Origin of the sequence: Siminovitchia thermophila (genome assembly GCF_016909185.1) — a bacterium.
Taxonomy (GTDB): domain Bacteria; phylum Bacillota; class Bacilli; order Bacillales; family Bacillaceae_C; genus Siminovitchia; species Siminovitchia thermophila.
In genome coordinates, this window is record NZ_JAFBFH010000031.1 from 1 (window position 1) to 24425 (window position 24425).

The following is a 24425-nucleotide window of genomic DNA, read 5'->3' on the forward strand; positions in this document are numbered from 1 at the left end:
ACAACGCTTGCCACCTACGTATTACCGCGGCTGCTGGCACGTAGTTAGCCGTGGCTTTCTGGTCAGGTACCGTCAACGCACCGGCAGTTACTCCGGTGCGGGTTCTTCCCTGATAACAGAGTTTTACGATCCGAAGACCTTCATCACTCACGCGGCGTTGCTCCGTCAGACTTGCGTCCATTGCGGAAGATTCCCTACTGCTGCCTCCCGTAGGAGTCTGGGCCGTGTCTCAGTCCCAGTGTGGCCGATCACCCTCTCAGGTCGGCTACGCATCGTTGCCTTGGTAGGCCGTTACCCCACCAACTAGCTAATGCGCCGCGGGCCCATCTGTAAGTGACAGCAGAGCCGTCTTTTATCCTTTCTCCATGCGGAAAAAGAAATTATCCGGTATTAGCCCCGGTTTCCCGGAGTTATCCCAGTCTTACAGGCAGGTTGCCCACGTGTTACTCACCCGTCCGCCGCTGACTAAAAAGGAGCAAGCTCCTTTTTGTCCGCTCGACTTGCATGTATTAGGCACGCCGCCAGCGTTCGTCCTGAGCCAGGATCAAACTCTCATGTAAAAGTTTGGTTAGCTCATAATTAAAGCTGACTAATCAATTATTGATTGACGTTTCGTTTCGTTCAGTTTTCAAAGATCAAACTTGGCGCCGCTCTTTTGAGCGACTTTATTAGTATATCAATCTGACGAGAAGATGTCAACAACTTTTTAAAATCTTTTTTATCGCGACGCTCTCGCTCGTTCAGACAACGATTATTAATATAACACCTTTTCACTTGCTTGGCAATAGGTTTTTTGAAATTTTATTTTAAAAATGATATGAAGAGGAAAGAACCCTAACGTATAGGGTTCTTTCACAAGGCCATCTTAATCTCTCTGTCTCATTAAAGGGAAGAGCAGAACATCTCTGATAGAGGGAGAGTTCGTTAATAGCATGACCAGCCGATCAATTCCTATTCCGAGACCACCTGTCGGCGGCATTCCATATTCAAGCGCTTCTAGGAAGTCTTCATCCATTTCATGCGCTTCATCATTTCCAAGTTCACGCTCCTGAAGCTGAGCTTCAAACCGCTGCCGTTGATCAATCGGATCATTCAGCTCTGTAAAGGCATTTGCATGTTCACGGCCTACGATAAATAATTCAAAGCGGTCTGTAAATCTCGGGTCTTCTTCGTTTTTCTTCGCAAGTGGTGAAATTTCTACCGGATGCCCGTATATAAATGTTGGTTGGATTAATTTTTCTTCTACGAGTTGCTCGAAAAATTCATTGACAATATGCCCATAAGTCATATGATCCGTAATTTCCACATTATGCTCTTTTGCAAGTCGAATGGCTTCCTCATCCGTCATTTCACGCCAAAAATCCACGCCTGTATATTCTTTGACCGCATCCACCATATGGAGACGCCGCCATTTCGGTTCCAAATTTACATCGTGATCGCCGTATTTTATGGATACTGTTCCCAAAACTTCCTTGGCGATAGAGGCAATCATATTTTCAGTAAGCTCCATAATATCATTGAAGTCGGCATACGCTTCGTATAATTCTATCATCGTAAACTCCGGGTTATGCCTTGTAGAAATTCCTTCATTCCGAAATACCCGGCCAATTTCATATACTTTTTCCATTCCGCCGACAATAAGGCGCTTTAAGTGAAGTTCAATAGCGATCCTTAAGTAAAAAGGCATGTCCAGTGCGTTATGATGTGTTTTAAAAGGACGTGCCGCTGCTCCGCCTGCTATGGCATGAAGCATAGGCGTCTCCACTTCCAAGAACCCTTGACCATCTAAATAGCGCCGCATCGCCTGAATGATCTTACTTCTGGCAATAAATGTTTCTTTGCTTTCTTCATTGGTGATTAAATCTAGATAACGCTGGCGGTACCGCTGTTCCACGTCTTTTAAGCCATGGAATTTTTCAGGAAGCGGGCGGAGCGCTTTTGTTAGGAATATAAATTGCTGTGCTTTAATCGACAACTCGCCAACTTTTGTTTTAAATACAGTGCCAGTTACGCCAACAATATCACCAAGGTCGGCAGATAAAAATAGATCGTATTGTTCTTCTCCTACCGCATCTTTTCGTACATATATTTGAATTTGTCCGGCAAGATCTTGAATATGTGCAAAGCCTGCTTTTCCTTTTCCGCGCTTTGTCATAATGCGGCCGGCAATCGTAACCGACTTGGCAAGCTCGTCCAGCTCTTCTTTCGTTTTTTCCCCATATAATTCTATAACTTCGTCTGTCAGCCCCGTACGCTCAAATCGTTTGCCAAACGGATCTATTCCTTTTTCCCGCAAAGCGCCCATTTTATCGCGCCGGACTTGAATTTGATCATTCAACTCTTCATGGCTCATTTTTTCCACTCCATTCTCCATAATACCCTCATTTTACATAAAATTAATGTCAGGAACACCCTCTATGAAAAAAACTGCCATTAGCTGGCAGTAAAAATAAGATCCATTCTTTATCCCGCTTTTCTCTCTCTGCCTTCCACTTCGTCCACAAGTGTGTCAAGCAAGCGGACAAGCTCGTCTCTTTTATTGCATTCATTTACTGCATTTCTCACTTTGCCGCTCCCACGGATGCCTTTCAGATACCACGCAGCGTGTTTGCGCATTTCCCGCACTGCTACCTCTTCTCCTTTTAACGCTATCAGGCGATCGAGATGGAGTTTGCATACATCAATCTTTTCTTTAACCGTCGGATCTCCCATAAGTTCGCCCGTTTCCAAATACTTGACCGTCCGGTATATCATCCAGGGATTACCCAATGCCGCGCGGCCGATCATAACCCCGTCCACTCCAGTCTCTTCCAACATTCTCTTGGCATCTTGCGGGGTTTTTACATCTCCGTTTCCAATCAACGGAATGTTAATGGACTGCTTCACTTCTCGTATAATGTCCCAATTCGCTTCCCCTTCGTACATTTGAACGCGGGTTCGCCCATGCATGGATACGGCGGCGCCCCCTGCCCGCTCGACGGCTTGGGCATTTTCCACGGCAAAAATATGTTCATCATCCCAGCCGATCCGCATCTTTACTGTAACAGGTTTTTCAACTGCATCTACTACGGCTGCAACCATATCATAAATTTTATTGGGTTCCAAAAGCCATCTGGCTCCTGCTTCGCAACGAATAATTTTATTGACGGGGCATCCCATATTGATGTCGATAATATCCGCATTCGTATTTTTATCAACAAATTTGGCTGCTTCAACAAGGGTTTCTTTCTCACCGCCAAATATTTGCAGGGATAGCGGCTTTTCCCTTTCATCAATATAAAGCATATTCATCGTTTTTTCATTTTTAAATACAATTCCTTTGTCACTGATCATTTCAGCGCAAACAAGTCCGGCTCCAAATTCTTTCACCGTCAGACGAAAAGCGGAGTTACAAACTCCTGCCATTGGTGCCAGCACAACAGGATTCTTCATTTTAATATTTCCAATCTTTAACATTACATACATCCTCCTTTCTTTAGTTTTCATCGCCCAATTCATCTGGAGGCGTTAATTCCTCGACAGAAACGTTCAGTAACTCTGAAATTTGGACAAGTATATGATCGGAAGGCAAACGGCTGCCTCTTTCAATTTCTCCCAATACCGAAACGGAAACACCGATATCTTTCGCAAGACCCTCTTGCGTGTAACCTTTTAATTTTCGAAAAGCGCGGATGCGCCTTCCCCATTTATCTGTTTCCATAAGCGAACACCTTCTTTGTCAGGTATTTCGTCCAATCGTTTAGCTAAAGAAACATCGTTGTTTGGAAGTTCTAATGTTCCATCAATCTCCAATAACGGAACGAGGACAAATGCTCTTTCCGTCATTCGAGGGTGAGGGATTTGTAAAACCTCCATCTCAATATTTTCGGTATTATATAATAAAATGTCAAGGTCGATTTTTCTGGGACCCCATTTGTATTTACGCACCCGTCCCAGCGTTTTCTCTATGAAAAGACACTTGGATAACAACTCCTCTGGCGAAAGGGACGTCGCGATTTTGACGGCCATGTTTAAAAAAGGGGCTTGGTCTGTGTAGCCAACCGGATCGGTTTCATAGATGGAAGAAACTTGCTTAACACAAATGCCTTCCGTATTCTTTAATTCCCTTACAGCATCCAGAAGGAATTTTTCCCTTTCACCTATATTTGAACCCAAGGATAAATAAGCGATGTTATCCATGGCGCCTCCTTGTAATTTCCACGGCAACTGATTCGTAAATCCCCGGGATGGGCGGATTTGGCTTGATGACTTTAATAGTTGTGCTATGCGCCATTGTGAAACTGTCCAGGATTGCAGCAGCAATCTGTTCCGCAACAGCTTCAATTAATTGGTATCGTTTGCCTTCCACAATCTCCTTGCACAAGTCATATACTTCAGCATAATTAATCGTTTTTTCCAAAGCGTCCGACAATCCAGCGGGCTGCAAGTCCGTTTCAATCACCACGCTGACCCTAAATCGCTGTCCAAGCTTGGCTTCCTCCGGAAAAACACCATGGTATCCATAAAGCTCCATTTCATTCATGAAGATTTTATCCATTCCACTCTCCCTTTCCGACAAGTGCGTCCATCATGGCCGCCATCCGGCTCATCTCTTTTACATCATGAACCCGCATGATGTGGCACCCTTTTTGAATTCCGTAACAAACTGTAGCGCCCGTTCCTTCCATACGTTCCCCTACAGGCAGATCTAAAACCGTTCCGATCATCCGTTTACGCGAAGTTCCAAGGAGAACAGGAAAGCCGAGGCCAACAAGCTTATCCAAATTGCGCATCATTTCTATATTTTCGTGGATGTCTTTGGCAAATCCGATCCCCGGATCAAGAATAATGTGCGAGTCAGGGACCCCCGCTTTTTTAGCAATAGAAATACTTTCATAAATGTCGGTCAAAACATCTCTTACAAAGTTTGTATATTGTCGATTGTCCCGGTTATGCATCAAGATGATCGGGACATTTTCTTCAGCAGCAACCGCCGCTATTTCCGGGTCCTTTTTGGCTCCCCATATATCATTGATCATATGAGCGCCAGCCAGAACAGCCGCTTGAGCTGTTTCCGCTTTGTACGTATCAATTGAAACTGGAACTGGAACACTTGAAGCAATAGCTGTAACGGTCGGTATGACACGCGAAATTTCTTCCTCTGCGGAAACAGGTTCATGACCCGGACGCGTCGATTCCCCGCCAATGTCGATGATATCGGCACCGTTCCTTACCATTTCCTTGGCATGCTCTACCGCCAAGGTGGAATTCTCATAGCGGCCGCCATCCGAAAACGAATCCGGCGTTACATTTAATATTCCCATTATGTATGTTTTTTTTGTAAAATCCAGTGTATATGGTCCACATTCCATCACTGCCACTCACATCCCCTTGGTTAACTGTCTCATTTTAGTTTACCGTTTTATTTGTAAAATGAAAAATAAAAGACAAGCCCGTTTGGGCTTGCCGGATGTCATTATAAAAAATGTATTCTAGTTCCTATTCGAAGTATTAATCTTCAAATTGATAAAGAGCCGTACTCAAATAGCGCTCGCCATTACTTGGAATAATCGCTAACACTTTCTTGCCCTTTCCAAGTTTCTTAGCCACGGACAAAGCAGCTGAAATGGCTGCCCCTGAAGAAATCCCGCCAAGAATTCCTTCCTCTTTAGCTGCTCTCCTTGCCTGTTCAAATGCTTCTTCCGTCGTCACTTGAATGATTTCTTCATAAACTTCCGTATTAAGAATAGATGGAACAAAACCGGCTCCGATCCCTTGAATTTTATGCGGGCCAGGCTTTCCACCCGATAAAACTGGTGAATCTTTCGGTTCAACAGCATAAATTTTAATGTCGGGGTATTTTTCTTTCAGGACTTCTCCGGCTCCTGTAATCGTTCCGCCCGTTCCTATTCCGGAAATGAATGCGTCCAACTGATCTCCCATTTGCTCCACAATTTCTTTTCCGGTAGTTTCTCTGTGAACTTTTGGATTTGCTTCGTTTTCAAATTGTTGCGGTAAGAAGTAGCCATGTTCTTTTGCAAGCTCGAAAGCTTTTGTTATCGCTCCGTTCATGCCCTCCGCTCCGGGAGTCAATACGAGTTCCGCACCGTATGCGCGCAACAAGTTGCGCCGCTCTAAACTCATCGTATCCGGCATGACAAGAATGGCCTTATATCCTTTGGCGGCCGCCACCATCGCCAAGCCAATTCCTGTATTGCCGCTTGTCGGCTCGATGAGTGTATCTCCTTCTTTTAATTTCCCTTGGGCTTCAGCTTCTTCAATCATCGCTAAAGCAATCCGGTCTTTCACACTGCTTCCCGGGTTCATATATTCCAATTTCAAGTAAACTTCTGCGCTGTCTTCTTCAACTATTCGATTTAGCTTGACGATCGGGGTGTTGCCAATAAGTTCCGTAATCGAGTTCGCTATTTGCGCCATTTCTCTCCACCTCTAATTCCGAGTAATTGTATTGGTTTATTTAAACTTACCATGTTGTTTCCCCAGTGTCAATGATGACATGCGCCTTTTCACCTATGCTTCAAGAAGTTTTCTTATTTCGTTGCCTCATGTAAAATGTCTTCCAAATCGGCTTTTGTAAAATGGTATTCGGCGTTGCAAAAATGGCATTGTGTATCCGCTTTGCCGTCTTCCTCTATCATATCTTGTATTTCCTCTTTACCGAGGCTGATAATTGCCCGGGCGAACCGCTCTTTAGAGCAATTGCATTCAAATTGAATGGGCAATTTTTCAAGGACTTTAACATGTTCTTTGCCAATTAAGCGAAAAAGTAATTCCTCGGGGGTCAATCCCTGTTGAATCAATTTGGAAACAGGAGGAGTTTGTTGGAGCCGCTCCTCAAGCTCTGAAATAATCTCTTCATCCGTTCCGGGCATCAACTGGATAATGAAGCCGCCAGCAGCCAAAATGGAGTTGTCGGGATTCACAAGAACACCCACTCCGACAGAAGAAGGAGTTTGTTCCGACGTGGCAAAATAATAAGTAAAATCCTCTCCAAGCTCCCCTGAAACGAGCGGCACCTGACCGGAAAAATGATCACGCAGCCCGATATCCTTTACAACCGTAAGTGTCCCGCTTGTTCCCACGGCGCGGCGAACATCCAGCTTGCCCAGCTCGTTTAAGTCAAAGTGGATTTGCGGGTTTGCCACATAGCCCCTTACATGGCCCTTTGCATTAGCATCAATGATGATGGGTCCAAGCGGGCCATCACCTTCCACCTTGATGGTCAGCTTCTCTTCCCCTTTTAACATTGTTCCCATCATCACTCCGGCAGTCATTGCCCGCCCTAGCGCTGCTGAAGCGGTTGGCCACGTATGATGCCGGGATTGGGCTTCGTTGACTGTTTCCGTACTGGCAGCAGCATAAGCCCTTACTTGACCATCATAAGCCAAGGCTTTCACGACATAGTCATTCATGAGAAGCTCTCCTTTTCAATCCAATAAATTTCTTTTGTAAATGAGATGTAAACCTTTTAAGGTTAAATCATGGTCAATGATATCGATCATATTCGTTTCTGAAGCAATTAGATTTGCCAATCCGCCAGTAGCAATGACCGTTGGCCTCTTTTTACTTTTCTCAATAATCCGCTTAACGATACCCTCTACTTGTCCAACAAAACCAAAAAGAATCCCTGCCTGCATCGCTGCGACGGTGTTTTTCCCAATGATTTCATCAACATGGGTAATTTCAATTCTGGGAAGCTTTGCGGCTTTCGAATACAAGGCCTCAGTCGAGATTCCTATGCCGGGGGCAATCACCCCGCCCGTATATTCAGCTTTATCATTAATATAGCAAAAGGTCGTGGCTGTTCCGAAATCCACAATTACAAGCGGACTGCCGTACACGTGAATTCCGGCAACGGCATTGACAATCCGGTCCGCTCCAACCTCCCGGGGATTTTCGTATTTAATGTTCAGGCCTGTTTTAATACCCGGGCCGACGATTAACGGTTTGACATTAAAATACTTTTCGCACATTTTCTCCAAAGTAAACATGAGTGGCGGTACTACGGATGAAATAATAATACCGTTAATATGCTCAAAACGAAGGCCGACATGTTCAAATAAAGACTTGATGACCATGCCGACTTCGTCTTCTGTTTTATGGCGGCTTGTTTCTATTCGCCAATGATATTTTAAATGGTCGTTTTCATAAACGCCAAGGACAGTATTCGTATTTCCCACATCCAAGACAAAAATCAACACTCTCACCACTTTTATGACAGACTTTTTTCTCACACATCATACCATAATTGTGATTTGGATGTAGATAGAGAATCACATTTTTCAGAAAAAAACTTCCCCTCTTACATTTCCGATCACATCCGCTCATCATGGTGATGAGAGTTGCTTTGGGCTCAACACGAATACGACCACTCGTTGCACAAAAAGACACCGAACCCAATCGGTGTCTTTTGTATTATTAGTCATCTTTGCGTGATGGTGGATCTTTAGGATCATTATGATCAGGCGGAGCAATCGGATCATCCGGCCGTTGTTCCTCAATGGCCAATGAATCCGTTGAATCGTCTTTCGGCTGGATCGTCACTTTTGGCTCCTCGCCTTCGGATTCAACTTTCTGGTCATCACTTTCCGGATCAATTGTCTTTTTCGTTGCTTCAGGCAATTTTCCGGTATCAAACAAGCTCCTGATTTGTTCCGCATCAAGCGTTTCTACTTTCAATAACGTTTGTGCGATCAGCTCAAGCTTATCTCGATGCTCAGTGAGAATGGCTCGCGCCCGCTCGTAGCATTCTTTAATAATCCTTTGAATTTCCTTATCAATTTCATAAGCGATTTCATCAGAATAGTTTTGCTCATTATGCAAATCACGACCAAGGAACACTTGGCCTTGCGGCTGGCCGAATTGAAGGGGGCCAAGCTTTTCGCTCATCCCAAATTCAGTGACCATCCGGCGGGCAATGTTCGTGGCACGTTGAAAGTCGTTATGCGCTCCTGTAGAAACTTCTCCGAACACAATTTCTTCCGCCACACGTCCGCCTAACAAGCCGACGATCTTATCTAAAAGTTCCGGTTTCGTCATAAAGTAACGATCTTCCTTCGGCAGCATAACCGCATAGCCGCCCGCTTGGCCTCGAGGTACAATGGTCACTTTATGGACCATCTCCGCTTCATCAAGGACAAGACCGATCACCGTATGGCCGCCTTCATGATACGCCACAATGTTTCGCTCTTTTTCCGAAATCACCCTGCTCTTTTTAGCAGGTCCGGCTATGACGCGGTCCGTTGCTTCATCCACATCGGTCATGTCAATTTTCTTCTTGTTGCGCCGTGCGGCTATAAGCGCAGCCTCGTTAAGCAGGTTTTCCAGATCGGCACCTGAAAACCCGGGTGTCCGCATGGCAATTGCTTTTAGATCAACCGAATCATCTAAAGGCTTATTGCGGGCATGGACTTTAAGTACAGCTTCCCGGCCGTTCACATCAGGGCGGTCTACCGTAATTTGCCGGTCAAAACGTCCTGGCCGGAGTAAAGCTGGATCCAGGATATCCGGCCGGTTCGTCGCTGCAATGATGATAATTCCTTCATTTGCGCCAAAACCGTCCATTTCAACGAGTAATTGGTTGAGCGTCTGCTCCCGTTCATCATGGCCGCCGCCTAGTCCGGCGCCACGCTGACGTCCGACAGCGTCAATTTCGTCGATGAAAATCATACAAGGTGCATTTTTCTTCGCATTTTCAAATAAATCACGTACACGGGACGCACCAACCCCGACAAACATTTCAACAAAATCAGATCCACTGATGGAGAAAAAAGGAACTCCCGCTTCTCCGGCAACTGCCCTTGCAAGAAGCGTTTTACCTGTTCCCGGCGGTCCTACAAGCAAAATCCCTTTTGGGATACGGGCTCCCAGTTCCGAGAACTTGCGCGGATCTTTTAAGAAATCAACAACCTCAACAAGCTCTTGCTTCTCTTCGTCGGCCCCAGCAACATCCTTAAAACGGACTTTCTTCTTTTCTTCCGTGTAAAGCCTTGCCTTGCTTTTCCCAAAATTCATTACACGGCTTCCCCCGCCTTGCGCTTGGTTGAGAAGGAAGAAGAACAAAATAAAGATGATGATAAATGGAATAATCGTCGTAAAGAACGAGACCCATCCGCTCGTTTCCTTGGCAGGCAATACTTCAACGTTGGCCGCTGCTTTATCAATGCGGTCAAGCATAGCCGGGCTGTTCATCACATACGTCGTGAACTGTTTATCTTTTTCAGTGCCTTTTAAATGGCCGATTATTTCATAAACGCCTCTTTCAGGCTGGATGGAAAACTTATCTATGTCCCCGTTTTCTAAATGATTGACAAATTTGTTATACGATATATTTTCTGTCGTCTCATTGGTATTGTTGAACCAACTGACAATTCCAATCAGAACGAGAAAGATGAGTAAATAAAAGATCGTATTTTTAAAGATCCGGTTCATCCCTAGCCTCCTCCCACGGTAAAAAAACTATATTCAATAGTATCATAGACATTTCAGACTTTACAACCACATTGGCTCGCCAAATTGCATCCTTATTCATTCTTTAACATTATTGCCATATACCTCTCTTTTCAAAACCCCTATATAAGGAAGGTTCCGGTATTTCTCTGCATAATCGAGTCCATAGCCGACAACAAACGAGTTTGGAACAACAAAACCAACGTAATCTGCATGTATGTCTGCTCTGCGGCCCGATGGCTTATCTAATAAAGTGACAATTTTGATCGAGTTTGCCTTTCTGTACCTGAATAGTTCCACAAGATAACTCAATGTCAATCCACTGTCAATAATATCTTCAATAATTAAAATATCCCTGCCTTCAACGGGTGTGTTCAAGTCTTTCAAGATTTTTACTTCTCCGGAAGAAGTGGTCGATCTGCCATAACTGGACACGTCCATAAAGTCCATCTCCAAATATGTATCCACTCTTTTTAACAGGTCCGCCATAAATGGCATAGCCCCTTTTAACACACCGATGGCCAACGGAAAACGGCCATCATACTCTTTTGTCAGTTGACTGGCAATTTCTTTAATTTTCGCCTCAATTTCTTCTTCGGTAATGAGTATTTTTTCAATGTCATTTTTCATGTACTTTGCTGCCTCCCAGGCTTTTTGCAATGCATATGTAATAGGATTCGTTCATTTGAGGAGAGAGATCATAGCAAGATTTTTTCACTCCGGGCACCCATAAAATACGGCCTGCGGCATCCGAGACAATCGGCCAACTGTCCCGCTTTGCCAAGGGAACCTTTTCATCAATAAAAATATCTTTGATTTTTTTGCTCCCATTCATGCCTTTCAGTCTCATTCGATCACCGGGAACCCGTGTCCTGACCATGAGCGGAAGTTGGATAGAAGCCGGATCCAGAATGACAAAGTCGTCCTTTTCCTGAGTACGCTGGCCGCTGACTTTATCCAATTGAATGGTGAATTGGCTCGGGATGTAAACCTTATCCCCGGCATGTAGATGATAGTGATATTCCAAGGGCAGTTCCTTTTTGTCAAATGTAAACCGGCACTTTTCGTAAGACCGGATGATATGCAACCCAAGGGGAAGTTGTAGCGTTGCAGATGGGTGATCTCCTTTTAATAAACGGTCTATTGACGATAAATGGCGAGTTGTAATCAGGCCGATTTTTTTCTTGTAAAGATAGCTTAATATTAGATGAATACCTCTTCTTTGTAAAGGCAAAGGCACTTTTAAAAAAGCAGGAATATTGACAAGAATTTCTCTTTTATCTTTTTTTAAAACGGTCTCCATTTCCCGTTTTGCAAGCTCTTCCAGAAATTTCTCATCTTGTAACACTTCTTCGCTGAATCGCTGAAAATGTTCATGCGCTTTTTCGTTTTCTCTTTTCAAAACGGGGAGCACATCCAGTCGAAAGCGGTTCCTCGTATAATCGGGGTGGTTATTGCTTGGGTCCCTCCTGGGCTCCAACTGGTAAAAAATACAATATTCTTCAATTTGTTCTTTCGTTACACCGAGGAGCGGACGTATGAGCATTCCCGGCGAAAAGGGGCGCATAGCTTGAATCCCTGCGCGAGCTTTGCCGCTGCTTCCCCGTGTCAATCGCATCAAAATGGTTTCCATCTGATCGTCAGCATGTTGTCCAACAGCCAACTTATTGGCCTGGATTTGCTTCATGACATCCGCCAAAAACAGATAACGATATTTCCTGGCCGTCTCTTGCATGCCTGCGCGATCTTGCTCCATTTTTTGTTTAATATCGATAGAGGCTGAAAAAAAAGGGATGTTGTTCTTTTCGCAATACGAGCGCACATATTCAAGGTCCGCCTTGGATTCCTTGCCGCGAAGCATATGGTCTACATGGGTTGCTGCAAGTTCAATTTGAAACTTGTTTCTTCTTTTTACCAAAAAGTGAAGGAGCGCCATCGAATCGGGACCGCCCGAAACAGCAGCACACACTTTGTCACCATATGTGATCAATCCATGTTTTTCAATAAAAGCGAGCGTTTTCCTTTCAAATTCCAGCATATTACCTATTCCCTTATTTAGATTCAAAAAACAATTCCCTCTGCACATAGTTTAACACTTTTGGCCAAAATAAGGTATGAAACTGCTGTTATAATAAAAATAAATATATGTACAATCCGTAGAGAAAAGAAGTGACAAAAATAACTGCCGCTGTCTCCATGAGGGAGCCCTTTTTTCGACTTCTCTTCTGTTTGACACGCCTGTTTTTCATGGCGGTCCGGCTCATGATGGATAACATTTCCTTCTTCATTTGTTCGGCTGACGCATATTGCCCCGTTAATGCTTTTTCCAATATCTCTTGGTAGCGGGACAGTTCCGCCGACTTTTGAATGTATGCTCTTAGCTGGTGAATCCCGCCGCTATTTTTCTGGAAGCGATTTGGGTAAAATAAATTAATCATCACCATCGCTGTTGAAAAAAGATCGTAAGACGGTTCGGCCTTTCTTGATCCCAGACCCCAATATCCCCGGTCAAAAAATTCAGTGAACTCTTTTACAGCACGCCCCCTTCTAGTCGTTCCTCCAACATCGATACAGCGGATTTTTGCCGGGTTGACGGATACGATTAAATTTTCCGGTTTTATATCACAAAAGATCCAACCTAGACGATGCAGCTGCTCCAAATGATGCAGTAGTTGAACAATCATCACGCCTGCCCAAGAAGTCCCCTTTTGCCGAATAAATGATAGCAAATTTGGGCCGTTTATGTATTCCATCGCATAAAAAGGAATGCTTTTTTCACGCGGCTGTTCCCAATCATCAACATCCAAAAGGGAAGGTCCAAGGACAGATCCCTGGACCTTTGCAAGTTCCTTTAAGACATTGACCTCCGATATGATTGACATACTATCGTCACTCATCTTTATGGCGGTATAACCGCCTGCGCCTTCAGCAAGATAGACAATTCCGTTGGCACCGCTCCCCAGTTTTTTTATAATGACGTATCTGTTGTGATGCCACTTCCCTCGTATGACCGTGCCCGGAAGGACATTACATCGATTCGTCCAGGATTTGTTCGTCATCATCTCTGGCGAACAGCCCCCTTAATGAGCGTTTTTTCTTGAACATGCCAATCGCTTCTCGGACGGCTGGACCTGTGGGTGTGATGCCGCCAGCCGTTAATTTTGGAAACACACTCGTCAGCGCATCCAGCTTTGGCGTCCAATCCACCAATTGTTCTGTGTCAACTCGTTTCCCGGGAAATATACAGACAGAAAATTGATTATTTCCTGTCCGGGCATTCAAACTTAAAGATAAATCGAGCAGTGCTTCCTTTACGGTTGGCAATTTGAATTTCATGCTTGCACTCGTATCAATAAGAACAGCCACTTGCAGTTCGGCAGTTTCACCAAGCTCATCAACCACATCCATGACTTCTCCTCTTTGCTCCGGAGGAAGCTCTTCAAGGGAAGTTTCTTTGCTCAATATTTGTCGCAGTTCCCGATTTACTACTCCTTGCAATGTTTGTGTCATCGCTTTTCTTGTTACCATTTGAACGGTTTCGGATAGGTTTTCCGAATAAACGATTTGGCTGATGCCCCCACCTGCTTGGGCAATGCCTTCAATTTCCGTAATCCCTTTTTCATCGATCGAGTCATTTTCAAGCACGCCGATCACATTGACAGTGATCCCATGCTCTTGGGCCAAGGCTGCCATGGCAACCGGATCCTCGCCCTTATTGGAACAGCCGTCCGTGATCAAAAGTATTTGTTTTAAAGTGCCTGCTTTCACAATTATTACCTCCATTTTCGGCTCTTATCATGCCTGATAACTTTTACCAGCGTCGCCGGAAATAGGGGTTTTTATACTAGCTGACACTTGAAATCTTTCTTGTTGCCTTGTTGATTGGAATGGCTGCCCATTTTGGTGTGTTATGCTTAATTTTTGCAGTGATAATCGTCATATCATCCGGAATGGCACCGGAGCGGGTTCTGATCACCTCTTCCATGATTAAATCTGCAATTGCCTGCGGTTCATCAGTCTGGATCTCCCGCAACTTCCTTTTCATCCATAATTCATAATTTTCTACATGCTTTGGCCCTTCAAAGACACCATCACTCATCATGACGAGCAAGTCGCCCGGCTTCAATTGTTCATTGACAATATCAACATCAAAGTCATCCAGAATCCCTATCGGCAAGTTCCCGGCCTCTATTTTTTTAATTTTATTCCCCCTTTTGACAAAGCTTGGAGCAGAACCTACTTTAATGAATTTTGCTTCTATCGTCTGTAAGTCGATCATGGCCAAATCAAGAGTGGAAAACATTTCGTCATCTGTCCGTAAAGAAAGGACAGAGTTGATTGATTTGATCGCCACTTTTTCTTCGATTCCGGACTGCAATATCTTTTGAAGTAATTTCAATGTTTCATTGCTTTCCTGATGGGCTCTTTCGCCATTGCCCATTCCATCGCTGATCGCAAGGGCAAATTTTCCCGAACCAAGCTCAATTGTTGAGTAGCTGTCTCCTGATAAGAACCCACCGCCCTTTGCCGCATGGGCCACACCAGTTTCAACCGCATAGGCTTTTGCGGACCTAAGCGTTACGTAATGAAACCCTTGCGGGAAGTCAGCCGTTTCCCGATGTTTCACGATAATGGTCTCGTTAAAAATATCTGACAAAAGTGGGGCGATGATTTTCTCCGCCTCCCCGTTTCCGTACCAGCCGGGGATCATAAGATCAATATCAATCCCACCCGGTTCCAAACTGTATATTTCAACTTGTTCAATATCGATCCCAAAGTCCTGAAGAGATTCCAAAAGAAGTTCTTCCTGTCGATGATGATTGTTTTGCTCGCGTTTCATCTCTTTTGCAAAATCAATCATCACCTCTGAAACGCCCATTAGCTGCTCGGCCACAAGCTTCCGGCTCTCCTGCACCTGCTTTTGCAACCTCTTATTCGCTTGATAAAACACAAGTTCCTGATGGATCACATCCCTTACCTTTCCAGCCTTGCTGCAATGCTTTTCCAGCGGCCGATACACTTGTACGGGGATAAAACCGGTTTTATCGTCCATTTCATGCATAACTTGCTTCATTAATTCATATGTTTTATCAAACTGCGCTCCCCAGCATTGGGATTTTTTATGACAAGTTTGGCATGTCTTTTCTGTCACCTTGCTTAAAAACAGGTCATACTCTTGTTCTTCCTTTTCAGGATCAGCCCATTTCTCGGGTTGCGAAAAACTGGTTGACAGCGCTTTGAACACAGAGGAAAATTGCTCCACCCTGCGAACAGTTATGTCCCTTACCTTTCGGGCGTATTGTTGTTGATGAAGCGCATGTTCCGCAGTACCGGGGATATGGCGCGCCAATCGTTCTGTGAAAGGCAAAGGGGTTAAAAATAACAACAGCACAGCTAGAATGGACTCATACATGGAAATGCTTAACGCGCCTCCTTGGCTTCCGTACATTCCTAGAAGCAACGTGGCAATCATGAGACCAATGGCGGTTCCAGCCCGTTTCCCTTCCTTCAAAAGGCCGCCGAGCAGACCGGCAAAAGCAAGCAAACTCATCTGATAAAAGCTGGACATGTCCGCCAAGCTGAAAATCAGCCCTGTTACAACACCGACGGTCGATCCTACCGCTGCCCCCGCGGTAAAAGCAAAAACCAAAACAAGATAACGCGACATAATATGTTCAATGGACAAGTCATATATCGTCCAGCCAATCGTCCCGGTCATCACAGAAGCAAGCATAATCATCAAGCTGATCACTTCTTCCGTTTTTAAAGCTTTCGTCTTCCTTAGTGTCGTCAAAAATGGAATGCTTTGCATGAATATAAAAACGAGCACAAAGGCTAATCCCGCTTCCACGCCAGCCATCATGAGATCATAATTTTGTAAAATTTGTCCGTTCTGGAAATATGTAACTGAGCATTTGATCAAAAAAGAAATACAGAACACATAGTAAGGAACAGCCTTTATAGGTGCTTCGTGGATTTTTTCCATCATTCTGAATGAAATTAAAAATAGAATACTTGCTGTAAAAATAAAGATCACATTGCTGAGGGATATGGTCAATGCCCCGGCCATCAATCCCAGCAGGACAAGCGGCGATCTTCGCCTTCGCAACATATAGGCACAAGCGAAAAACGGGAGGGCAAATGGGCTGAGCTGCGATAATATTAAAGCTCGTCCAAGCAAAAAGCCGACCAGCACCATAGCAATCCCTTTATCCAAAAAAACGTATTCCAGCTTTTTCCGAACATTTCTTAGTCCTTTAAAAAGATCGAAGTCCGCTTTCTCCAATTCCATATTTCCAACAGTTCCGATCAGCATCTGTTCTCCCTTACCCATCTTCATCTCCCCCGATTCCAAATATTGAAGCCCATTATATAGCGGCGATGAATAAAAGTTTGTCATTTTTATGGATAACAAAGACAGAATCGTTCGACTCTTTCAGATACAAATATCCGACATTATAAAAAACCCTTTTGTCTTCTTAATGGCGCGGTTTTTTGGCTGATTTTCCCATCAAGTTTCATACGATCCTTCCGTTGTTCCGCCAAAATATGTTGTACTTTTGCCGATAATGAACACGAATTATTAAAAATAAGCAAGAAAGCAAGACAACCTTTGCCGAGTGAGATAAAGAGGAGTCGAAACAGGTTATGGAACGTAGCCGCTCACCTGGACTTCACGCCGGCATTCCACCGCCAGGCTTTCTTCAAGGGTTAAAAGGCATGATCGCAACACATGAAAGTGAATGGTCGTGGGTGAATGGGCATTGGTGAATGGATTTGAGTGGAACATATTCCAGTGTCAAAACCTATCCTCAGAATGAAAACATTTAAAAAATTTCTGGAGCATGGGGATCCAATATCGATTGGATTGAAACTCTTCGCTTTCATGTTCGTATAAGTTACTAAGATGGAAAGTGACAAGGGGATTGAAAATATTGCGAGATACAAGAGAAACAGTGATCAGTATGTCTATGGCGGAAAAGATCATATGGTACGTTATTTTCTCTGTCGGAGGTATGACGTTAGGCTATTTTTTCACTAGAATTGTACATTGGCTGATAGATTTAGAATGGTTTATGAAATGGATCGGTGATTCTAATACATTTGTGTTCCTGATGAACCTTCTTGAAAAAATACAAAGCTTTACGGGAGATTGGTCCAGTGTATTGCTGTCCGTCATAGGTTTATTATGTGGTTTGTTTCTTGTTCATTGGCTAATGGAACAGAACATTTCAATTAAGATGACAGATGCAACAGTCACTGTTCAAAATAAGTTACTGAATATGGAAATCCTTCGAAAAGACATCCAGCATGTTTTCCTTGATAATGGAGAATTGGTTATTGTCGGATTTTCGGGACATGAACTTTTACGTGAGCCGCATGATACGAGCAAACACAAGATTGAACAAGCTTTTAACAAGCATGGCTATCCTTGGAGAAGTGAGGGAGATCCGTATAAAGATCACTATCAATTATGGTTTGAGGATTCTCCAGATTTATTAATACCTGAAAACGCGCTTATGAAAGCGAGAGAAAAAGCGATTGAAAACGACGATGAAGAAGCAATGAGAGATTTGAAAAATGAGCTGGCAAAACTAAATATCATTGTTCGCGATGAAGATGGTTTACAATACTGGCGCAATGTTTGAGGAAGATATCGTAGATGAGCGCTTGATAAAATCAAGCGGGAGCATCCGATCAGAACCGTTGCCGTTTCTCCTTCAATTGATCGGCCAAAATGGATTGGAATGGCTTGAACAATATTCATTAGCGGAACAGGGAAAACAAAAAAACCCCATGGATATTATTTACATAGATCACGCTTCGCTCCAATATTTACCATAAAAAAATGGGAGGATCTCCAAGAGATTCTCCCATTTAACGTCCGTACCTGCTATATGGAAAGTGACAGCAAGTTATTAGCCACGCCTTGAGCCACGGCCGCCCCGTTTGGACTCAGTATGGCGTTTTAACGATGATAAACGATCTTCACTTTCTTTCAAAAAGCGATTCATTTTTTGTTCAAAACTTTCTTTGGTGCGAAAATCATTCATCCTGCCATGACGCGGGCGTTGACCGGAGTGAGATTGTGACTGGGGCTGATCTTTCGCTTTGCGGATAGATAATCCAATCTTTCCGTCCTTCTCAACATTTAAAACCCTGACAAGTACTTCATCACCGACTTTTAAATGCTCATTAATGTCCTTCACATAATTATCGGCCACTTCACTTATGTGGACAAGTCCGGTTGAGCCTTCGGGCAACTCCACAAAAGCCCCAAAATGAGTAATGCCTGTTACCTTACCTTGTAACTTGCTGCCTACCTCGATCGACATAAAAAAATTTTTCCTCCTTAAAGTGTATAAAAAAATAAAGCTTTACTTTATATTATAGCTAACTGCAAAAAAAAGTGTCAATATGAGCTCTTTTTCTCTTTTTCTTTCTTTTCGGAATTTGGGATATTAAAGATGATTTCACCTTTATCAGAGAGGAAGTATTCGCTTCTGGCGAGCTTGGCAATATATTCGTCATCATTCAATTTGGCAATTTCATTTTCAAGTATGAGTTGCTCTTTTTCCAGCTTGGCCAATTTTTCTTCCATTTGCACCTTTTCCATTTTTTTTTCCGCTAAACTTTCTTCTCGTGACATCAGCGTAGAAATTAATAAGGCGCTGACTGCGATGGCCATGACAAAGAAAACGGTAAGCCGCCGAAACAATAACTTTCTCCTTCTAGCTGCCGAACGGGCTGCAACCTCCTGCTGTTTTGTATAACTGTTTTCAAGAGAAGCAATAGCCTGTCTTTGCTTGGTTCCCATCCTGTCTCTGTCGCCTCCTATCTCTTTCTACGAAGAAATTCTATGATTTTACTTACTTTATTCTTCGTGTTTTGAAAAAACCCTTCTAAAGTGCTTCCCATTTTCACGACAAACTTTTCCACTTTTTTTGGAACGATCATCTTTCCGATCCATAATATTGGTCGAAAGACAGTCGTTACCAACCATTTTAACACTTTCCCAACTGTTTTTACAAGCGCTAATCCAACTGAAAGGAGAGAGATTACGATATATTTGATCAGTAAAAACAGGCCCCTGACCGGTTGATAGATGAGGAGATGAACAAGCTTTTTTATGATGTGAACGGCTGCTTTGACAAGGCGAATGGCCCATTCAAGCAAACGTTCATAACTCTGCTTGAACAAAGCCTGGTAAGCGGCAAACCCAAGACAAAGGGCGAGGAGCAAGTAAATCCTCAATTCACCCGAATTGACCAAAAAAAGAATGTAAAAAATAAGGATGCCTTGAATAAACCAAAATAGCAAATCATTAATAAATACGATCCAACGCTTGCGGTTTACACGGTTTAAAAAGCGCTGGTACGTATCAAGCATGGCTCCAAATAGACTTCCCATGACAATCATGGCAAGTAATGTTTGGAATTGGACGGATAAACTCATTTGAATAACTTGCCAAAGAACCCTTTAGCTTTTCCTCCGTCGTGATCATCAAGATATACGATGTCATACACTTTGCCCTTGATGGATACGACCCCTTTGGTCACATCGAGATTTTTCATTTGCAAGTTTTGACCCCGAATGGCCAGAAATCCCATGACGGTTTCCAGCAAAAATTCCTCATTATCAAAGCTTTCAACTTGCTTTACACCCGTTATATCAATCAATCTGCGGCCGCGCATAATCAAATCATGCTCTGGAGCCGGCTTCGTTCCGGTTTGCGTTGAATCATAATATTGGCTCATCTTCATCCCCTCTTTTTCATACCGTTTGTGATAAATGTATGTATCGGGGGAATGAAATAGAACAAGCCTTCTTTCCAGTTTCTACAGGTTTTTTATTGTTCCAGCCGTTCTTCATTTACCAATGTGTACATGGCGGCGGCATCTTCTTTTTTCGTAGAATCCTTTAATTCTTTCACTTTGACAGTGACAAGCTTCTGCCCGAAACGGATCGTCAGTTCATCACCCGCTTTTACGCTTGAACTTGCTTTTGCCTGCTGATCATTGATGTGGATCCTGCCCTTATCGGCCATTTCTTTCGCTACAGGCCTTCTTTTGATAAGTCGGGAAACTTTAAGAAATTTATCTAAACGCATCTCGGTCATACCATTCACCTGCCTTGTTTTTTGGCTTCATTCCAATACTGGTCAAGTTGTTCGAGTGATACATCACTATATGGACGCCCGCTCTCTTTCACTTTGGACTCCACATACGTAAACCGGCGATAAAACTTTTCGTTTGCCTGCTGAAGGGCTTCTTCCGGATGAATGCCGGCCAGCCTTGCTGCATTGACAACCGCAAAAAGCACATCTCCCATTTCATCAAGCTGAGCCTCTTTGTTTTCTTTCGCCAATTCATCCGCAAATTCCTGCACTTCTTCCTTTACTTTTGTTAAGGCATCTTCCGCGCATTCCCAGTCAAAACCGATTTTTGCTGCCAGTTTTTGATATGTATAAGCGCGAAGCAAGGCGGGAATTCCCTTTTCAGCATGATCGAGCAAGGAAGCCCCTTCGTCCTGAGCGTTTTTTTCAGCAGCTTTAATTTGCTCCCAGTTGGCTGCAACAGCTTCAGATGTTTCTGCGTGGACATGACCAAAGACATGTGGATGGCGGCGAATCATTTTCTTGGAAATACTTTCAATGACATCTTCAATGGAAAACATTCCATCATCTTCCCCTATTTGAGCATGCAGCATCACTTGGAGCAACACATCACCAAGTTCCTCCACCATGTCATCTATATGATCGCGGTCAATCGCATCGAGCAATTCATATGCTTCTTCAATCAAGTATTTCTTTAAAGACTTGTTTGTCTGCTTTTTATCCCATGGACAGCCATTTGGACCTCGAAGTTCGGCTATTATCTCCCTTAATGACGAAAATTCTTTTAATGTTTCCTCCCGGCACGTCAGCGGAGGGACATAAAGACTCGTCAAGTTGTCCACGGCTGCCTGCCTGTCCAATTCGTAAAGAGGAATCTCTTTGAGACTTTCCCGGCTGCTGCCCCCTGCTGTAACAATAATCACGCTATGATCATCCGGGTATTTTTCCATAAGGGTCAGTTTAACTTCGGAAGCAACGAACTGGTCGTATACTTGAGCGATGATGACATGCTGCCCGATGTTAATATCATCCCGGCGAAGCATTGTCGCATCAAGCAACTGAAATCCTGTAATCGGGTCGATTTTAACAGCTGAAAAAAGGCTATCAAGAAAGCTTTGCCCGCCGCCGATCGTAATTTGAATCCCTTGTTGCGGACCGTTTTGAAGCAACATTTGGACAGTCTTTTCGGCCACAAGCGGATGTCCCGGCACAGCATACACCAGTTCTTTTTTCCGGGCTTCATCCAGCAGCTTTTCTGTGATTTCTTCATAAACCGCCTCAAAGGTGTCATGTTTTTCATATACGTCATCAAATGCTTGAAAAACGATTCCTTCCGCTTTCAATTCATTTACAACGGGATGCTCCTTTGTTCGAAAGAAAAGCCGGTCTGTTTCTTTCAACTTTTTATAGACACCGAGCGGAAGCTGGTCAAGCTCTCCCGCTCCCAAGCCAACGACAAATATTTCGTTCATTTCCTTCTCCCTTCTTCTGTTGTTCTCCATCGGAAAGCAGTTGCTTTCGCATAAAACGGAACATGCTTTAATTCCTCATTGTCGAACAGGTTACTGTAAAGTAAAAACGATATATAAATGAATCCGCCGACTAACACTCCGCCAAGTGCCGCTACAGTACTCCACAGCCTTCCTTCAAGCCCACATACTTCAAAAAGAAACAGCCATACCTGAAGTACAGCGGTCATGGCGGTACAGGCCATCAACAATCGGGGCAAGGTTTTGAATATGACCATGTGTACAGGAAACCGTTTTTTTAACTCGTTTAACAGTAAAATGAAAATGACGCCCATCCCTATATTGGTAGCCAAAGCGGCGCCAAATGCTCCATATTGTGGAACAAGCCATGTGTTTAATACATATTTGCACGCAATTCCTACGAGTAAATACTTTGCCGGAACGAGCGCCGCTCCCATCCCTTGCAATATTCCGGTAAACGTCATAACCATAGATGCGAAGAAAATGGCGGCGGCAAGTATACCAAGTGTTAAGGAGCCATCCTGGTTTTTAAAAAGCATCATGTTGGTTGGCTTAATAATGTTCATTAACCCGATTGCCGCCCCTGCCCCTATAACAGCACTCAGTTTTATAGTTGATTCCATCTTTTTTTGGAGGATTCCTATATTTCCTTGGGACCAGGCGGCGGCTATGGCTGGAACAAGGGCTAACGACATTGCCCCTACGATAGTCGTTCCAAGCTGTATAAGCGGCTGCCCCCGGTCAAAAACGCCTTTTAACACTTTTGCATCCACACTCTCCATACCGGAATGGAGCAAAAGAGAATACATATTCAACGAATCAACAAGTTGAAATAAAATAAGCAGAAGGCCGCTAAAACAAATCGCCGTCCCGTGTACAAGAACCAATTTTCCCACCGCAACAAACTCATGAAAAGGAAGGCGGACGGCATTTATGAAGATTCTGATGTTCCTTCCGGCAAATATAGCCAGTAAGACAGCACCCGCCGCACTTCCTACAACTGCGCCTGCCCAAGTACCCCGCCCCACTTCATAAAAGGAATATCCTTTATCCACTAAAAGAAAGGAGATGAGTAAAATGGCCGCGACCCGGAAGACCTGCTCTATCACCTGGGCTAAAGCAGTTGGCACCATATTGCCGTTCCCTTGAAATATCCCCCGCCACAGAGACAGAAAGGGAAGCAGCAAAAAAGGAAACGCGGTTACTTGAATAACGGGTCCCAACAGAGGATCGCCCATCCAGCGAGCAATCATATTTGCGCCAAAGAAAAAAAAGGAAAACAAGCCGAGTCCCACAAACATTAAAACGATAAATGCGGCTTGAAGCTTATTTATGACACTTTGTTTATTTTGCTGATCTTTTGCAGCGACTATTCTTGAAATAATAACAGGAAAGCCGGTTGAAGCAAGCACATAAGCGATTCCGTATAGTGGGTAAACTTGCTGGTAAATATAAAAACCCGTGTCACCAACGATATTCTGAAAAGGGACGCGGTACACGGCACTCAATATTTTAATAAACAGCGCTGCTGCCGCCAATATAAAGGCGCCTTTGATAAATGGTCTCGTTTCTTCTGGCAAGCTACCTCTCGCCTTTCTACAAAAAATCTCCATTTATTATAGCATAAGAAAAAGGCTTGGCGGACGCCAAGCCCTCTTCCAATATTGTTTTATGAGCATTACGATTCCATTTGTCGAGCCAAAAAGCTGGCTGCCGTTTCGGCAGATTTTTGTTCAATTTCACCGATTACCTTATCTTTGGAAAAAATAATTACAGCGCCGATCGGATCGCCCCCCGCTATAATAGGGGCAATCGTATAAGAGGAAAGTTCTTCCTCATGCCCCTCGACAAGCGAAACGGAGCCCGGATTCGTTTCCAGTTTGGCCGAACGGTTCGCCATAGCCTCTTCAATCATATCGCTATTATTTTTATTCATATAGTCCTTTTTCGGCCCGCCGGCGACCGCAATAACTGCATCCCGGTCACAAATAAGGACGGGGCTCCCCAGGCTGTCAAATAAAGCTTCTCCGTATTCTTTTGCAAAATCGCCCAATTCGTTAATCGGGGAATATTTCTTTAGGATAACTTCCCCTTCGCGATCCACAAATATTTCCAGCGGATCACCTTCCCTGATTCGCAATGTTCTGCGGATTTCTTTTGGTATGACTACTCTTCCCAAATCATCAATACGACGAACAATACCTGTTGCCTTCATCATAGTTGCCTCTCTTTCATCAGATGACTGAGTTTTTTAAGTAAATGCTACTTTGTATAGGTTCCCACAAAAACGTTTTTCAATTCATTTCCATATGTGATTGAAAATAGTATCTTTCAAAATCAGGGTTTTATTCAAATGATGTGCATTTTTT

General features: G+C 43.8%; 25 protein-coding genes and 1 rRNA gene. 2 read left to right on the forward strand and 24 right to left on the reverse strand.

What is annotated here, in order from left to right; all coding sequences use genetic code 11:
* The 16 genes from JOC94_RS17550 to spoIIE form a co-directional block, all read right to left on the reverse strand.
* Nucleotides 1-560 (reverse strand): 16S ribosomal RNA (locus JOC94_RS17550); the annotation flags it as partial.
* A 305-nt stretch (nt 561-865) separates the two neighbouring features.
* Entirely contained in the window at nt 866-2353 is a 1488-nt protein-coding gene (gene lysS, locus JOC94_RS17555; RefSeq protein WP_213089110.1) for a lysine--tRNA ligase, read from the reverse strand.
* 110 nt (nt 2354-2463) lie between these two features.
* Nucleotides 2464-3456 carry a tRNA dihydrouridine synthase DusB gene (gene dusB / locus JOC94_RS17560; protein WP_077111842.1) on the reverse strand — a complete coding sequence of 331 codons (993 nt, stop codon included), beginning with the start codon at nt 3454-3456 and terminating at the stop codon, nt 2464-2466.
* Between the two features lie 19 nt (nt 3457-3475).
* The gene (locus JOC94_RS17565; RefSeq protein ID WP_077111843.1) at nt 3476-3700 is read right to left on the reverse strand and encodes a helix-turn-helix domain-containing protein; all 225 of its coding nucleotides are present in this window, start codon (nt 3698-3700) and stop codon (nt 3476-3478) included.
* On the reverse strand, nt 3652-4179 hold the full coding sequence (folK, locus tag JOC94_RS17570) for a 2-amino-4-hydroxy-6-hydroxymethyldihydropteridine diphosphokinase (protein ID WP_077111844.1): 528 nt from the start codon (nt 4177-4179) through the stop codon (nt 3652-3654). The genes JOC94_RS17565 and folK overlap by 49 nt, the downstream gene beginning before the upstream one ends.
* Complete coding sequence (gene folB / locus JOC94_RS17575; RefSeq protein ID WP_077111845.1) at nt 4172-4537, reverse strand: dihydroneopterin aldolase; 366 nt, start codon at nt 4535-4537, stop codon at nt 4172-4174. Before folB ends, folK begins: the two co-directional genes overlap by 8 nt.
* On the reverse strand, nt 4530-5351 hold the full coding sequence (gene folP, locus JOC94_RS17580) for a dihydropteroate synthase (RefSeq protein ID WP_077111901.1): 822 nt from the start codon (nt 5349-5351) through the stop codon (nt 4530-4532). The genes folB and folP overlap by 8 nt, the downstream gene beginning before the upstream one ends.
* Nucleotides 5352-5490: 139 nt before the next feature.
* Nucleotides 5491-6417 (reverse strand): cysteine synthase A, encoded by a 927-nt coding sequence (cysK, locus tag JOC94_RS17585; protein WP_077111846.1) that lies wholly within the window; start codon nt 6415-6417, stop codon nt 5491-5493.
* 113 nt (nt 6418-6530) lie between these two features.
* Nucleotides 6531-7412, reverse strand: coding sequence for an Hsp33 family molecular chaperone HslO (hslO, locus tag JOC94_RS17590; protein WP_077111847.1), 882 nt, complete (start codon nt 7410-7412; stop codon nt 6531-6533).
* A gap of 15 nt (nt 7413-7427) precedes the next feature.
* Nucleotides 7428-8198, reverse strand: a complete 771-nt coding sequence (locus JOC94_RS17595) for a type III pantothenate kinase (protein ID WP_171973905.1) — start codon at nt 8196-8198, stop codon at nt 7428-7430.
* 220 nt (nt 8199-8418) lie between these two features.
* The gene (gene ftsH, locus JOC94_RS17600) at nt 8419-10431 is read right to left on the reverse strand and encodes an ATP-dependent zinc metalloprotease FtsH (RefSeq protein ID WP_077111849.1); all 2013 of its coding nucleotides are present in this window, start codon (nt 10429-10431) and stop codon (nt 8419-8421) included.
* Between the two features lie 96 nt (nt 10432-10527).
* Nucleotides 10528-11079 carry a hypoxanthine phosphoribosyltransferase gene (hpt, locus tag JOC94_RS17605; RefSeq protein ID WP_077111850.1) on the reverse strand — a complete coding sequence of 184 codons (552 nt, stop codon included), beginning with the start codon at nt 11077-11079 and terminating at the stop codon, nt 10528-10530.
* Entirely contained in the window at nt 11069-12514 is a 1446-nt protein-coding gene (gene tilS, locus JOC94_RS17610) for a tRNA lysidine(34) synthetase TilS (RefSeq protein ID WP_236017143.1), read from the reverse strand. The genes hpt and tilS overlap by 11 nt, the downstream gene beginning before the upstream one ends.
* Before the next feature lie 61 nt (nt 12515-12575).
* The gene (locus tag JOC94_RS17615) at nt 12576-13508 is read right to left on the reverse strand and encodes a protein kinase domain-containing protein (RefSeq protein ID WP_077111902.1); all 933 of its coding nucleotides are present in this window, start codon (nt 13506-13508) and stop codon (nt 12576-12578) included.
* Complete coding sequence (locus tag JOC94_RS17620) at nt 13477-14217, reverse strand: VWA domain-containing protein (protein WP_077111852.1); 741 nt, start codon at nt 14215-14217, stop codon at nt 13477-13479. Before JOC94_RS17620 ends, JOC94_RS17615 begins: the two co-directional genes overlap by 32 nt.
* A gap of 76 nt (nt 14218-14293) precedes the next feature.
* Nucleotides 14294-16783: a stage II sporulation protein E gene (gene spoIIE, locus JOC94_RS17625; RefSeq protein WP_077111853.1), complete on the reverse strand. Its 2490-nt coding sequence runs from the start codon at nt 16781-16783 to the stop codon at nt 14294-14296.
* 314 nt (nt 16784-17097) lie between these two features.
* On the opposite strand from spoIIE, the gene JOC94_RS23240 reads away from it, so the two are divergent.
* Nucleotides 17098-17220: a hypothetical protein gene (locus JOC94_RS23240; protein WP_268921005.1), complete on the forward strand. Its 123-nt coding sequence runs from the start codon at nt 17098-17100 to the stop codon at nt 17218-17220.
* A gap of 164 nt (nt 17221-17384) precedes the next feature.
* Nucleotides 17385-18098 (forward strand): YqeB family protein, encoded by a 714-nt coding sequence (locus JOC94_RS17630; RefSeq protein ID WP_083717531.1) that lies wholly within the window; start codon nt 17385-17387, stop codon nt 18096-18098.
* A gap of 270 nt (nt 18099-18368) precedes the next feature.
* Here JOC94_RS17630 and JOC94_RS17635 read toward each other — a convergent pair whose 3' ends face one another.
* The 8 genes from JOC94_RS17635 to spoVT all read right to left on the reverse strand — a co-directional run bounded on the left by JOC94_RS17635 (nt 18369) and on the right by spoVT (nt 24271).
* Nucleotides 18369-18785 (reverse strand): S1 domain-containing RNA-binding protein, encoded by a 417-nt coding sequence (locus JOC94_RS17635; protein ID WP_077111855.1) that lies wholly within the window; start codon nt 18783-18785, stop codon nt 18369-18371.
* A 77-nt stretch (nt 18786-18862) separates the two neighbouring features.
* Nucleotides 18863-19267 (reverse strand): FtsB family cell division protein, encoded by a 405-nt coding sequence (locus JOC94_RS17640; RefSeq protein WP_077111856.1) that lies wholly within the window; start codon nt 19265-19267, stop codon nt 18863-18865.
* Between the two features lie 17 nt (nt 19268-19284).
* Nucleotides 19285-19905 carry a spore cortex biosynthesis protein YabQ gene (yabQ, locus tag JOC94_RS17645; RefSeq protein WP_077111857.1) on the reverse strand — a complete coding sequence of 207 codons (621 nt, stop codon included), beginning with the start codon at nt 19903-19905 and terminating at the stop codon, nt 19285-19287.
* Nucleotides 19902-20207 (reverse strand): sporulation protein YabP, encoded by a 306-nt coding sequence (gene yabP / locus JOC94_RS17650; protein ID WP_077111858.1) that lies wholly within the window; start codon nt 20205-20207, stop codon nt 19902-19904. The genes yabQ and yabP overlap by 4 nt, the downstream gene beginning before the upstream one ends.
* Before the next feature lie 92 nt (nt 20208-20299).
* Entirely contained in the window at nt 20300-20560 is a 261-nt protein-coding gene (locus JOC94_RS17655) for an RNA-binding S4 domain-containing protein (RefSeq protein WP_077111904.1), read from the reverse strand.
* A gap of 14 nt (nt 20561-20574) precedes the next feature.
* Entirely contained in the window at nt 20575-22038 is a 1464-nt protein-coding gene (gene yabN, locus JOC94_RS17660) for a bifunctional methyltransferase/pyrophosphohydrolase YabN (RefSeq protein WP_077111859.1), read from the reverse strand.
* A complete protein-coding gene (locus tag JOC94_RS17665; RefSeq protein ID WP_171973902.1) occupies nt 22035-23636 on the reverse strand; it encodes a putative polysaccharide biosynthesis protein in 1602 nt (533 codons plus the stop codon). Before JOC94_RS17665 ends, yabN begins: the two co-directional genes overlap by 4 nt.
* Before the next feature lie 98 nt (nt 23637-23734).
* Complete coding sequence (spoVT, locus tag JOC94_RS17670) at nt 23735-24271, reverse strand: stage V sporulation protein T (protein WP_077111905.1); 537 nt, start codon at nt 24269-24271, stop codon at nt 23735-23737.
* Between the last annotated feature and the right edge of the window lie 154 nt (nt 24272-24425).

Coding starts and splice junctions, on each gene's coding strand:
- lysS (WP_213089110.1), bottom strand. CDS start 2,353: ATGAGCCATGAAGAGTTGAATGATCAAATTCAAGTCCGGCGCGATAAA.
- dusB (WP_077111842.1), bottom strand. CDS start 3,456: ATGTTAAAGATTGGAAATATTAAAATGAAGAATCCTGTTGTGCTGGCA.
- JOC94_RS17565 (WP_077111843.1), bottom strand. CDS start 3,700: ATGGAAACAGATAAATGGGGAAGGCGCATCCGCGCTTTTCGAAAATTA.
- folK (WP_077111844.1), bottom strand. CDS start 4,179: ATGGATAACATCGCTTATTTATCCTTGGGTTCAAATATAGGTGAAAGG.
- folB (WP_077111845.1), bottom strand. CDS start 4,537: ATGGATAAAATCTTCATGAATGAAATGGAGCTTTATGGATACCATGGT.
- folP (WP_077111901.1), bottom strand. CDS start 5,351: ATGGAATGTGGACCATATACACTGGATTTTACAAAAAAAACATACATA.
- cysK (WP_077111846.1), bottom strand. CDS start 6,417: ATGGCGCAAATAGCGAACTCGATTACGGAACTTATTGGCAACACCCCG.
- hslO (WP_077111847.1), bottom strand. CDS start 7,412: ATGAATGACTATGTCGTGAAAGCCTTGGCTTATGATGGTCAAGTAAGG.
- ftsH (WP_077111849.1), bottom strand. CDS start 10,431: ATGAACCGGATCTTTAAAAATACGATCTTTTATTTACTCATCTTTCTC.
- hpt (WP_077111850.1), bottom strand. CDS start 11,079: ATGAAAAATGACATTGAAAAAATACTCATTACCGAAGAAGAAATTGAG.
- JOC94_RS17615 (WP_077111902.1), bottom strand. CDS start 13,508: ATGACGAACAAATCCTGGACGAATCGATGTAATGTCCTTCCGGGCACG.
- spoIIE (WP_077111853.1), bottom strand. CDS start 16,783: ATGGGTAAGGGAGAACAGATGCTGATCGGAACTGTTGGAAATATGGAA.
- JOC94_RS23240 (WP_268921005.1), top strand. CDS start 17,098: ATGGAACGTAGCCGCTCACCTGGACTTCACGCCGGCATTCCACCGCCA.
- JOC94_RS17635 (WP_077111855.1), bottom strand. CDS start 18,785: ATGTCGATCGAGGTAGGCAGCAAGTTACAAGGTAAGGTAACAGGCATT.
- JOC94_RS17640 (WP_077111856.1), bottom strand. CDS start 19,267: ATGGGAACCAAGCAAAGACAGGCTATTGCTTCTCTTGAAAACAGTTAT.
- yabQ (WP_077111857.1), bottom strand. CDS start 19,905: ATGAGTTTATCCGTCCAATTCCAAACATTACTTGCCATGATTGTCATG.
- yabP (WP_077111858.1), bottom strand. CDS start 20,207: ATGAGCCAATATTATGATTCAACGCAAACCGGAACGAAGCCGGCTCCA.
- JOC94_RS17655 (WP_077111904.1), bottom strand. CDS start 20,560: ATGCGTTTAGATAAATTTCTTAAAGTTTCCCGACTTATCAAAAGAAGG.
- yabN (WP_077111859.1), bottom strand. CDS start 22,038: ATGAACGAAATATTTGTCGTTGGCTTGGGAGCGGGAGAGCTTGACCAG.
- spoVT (WP_077111905.1), bottom strand. CDS start 24,271: ATGAAGGCAACAGGTATTGTTCGTCGTATTGATGATTTGGGAAGAGTA.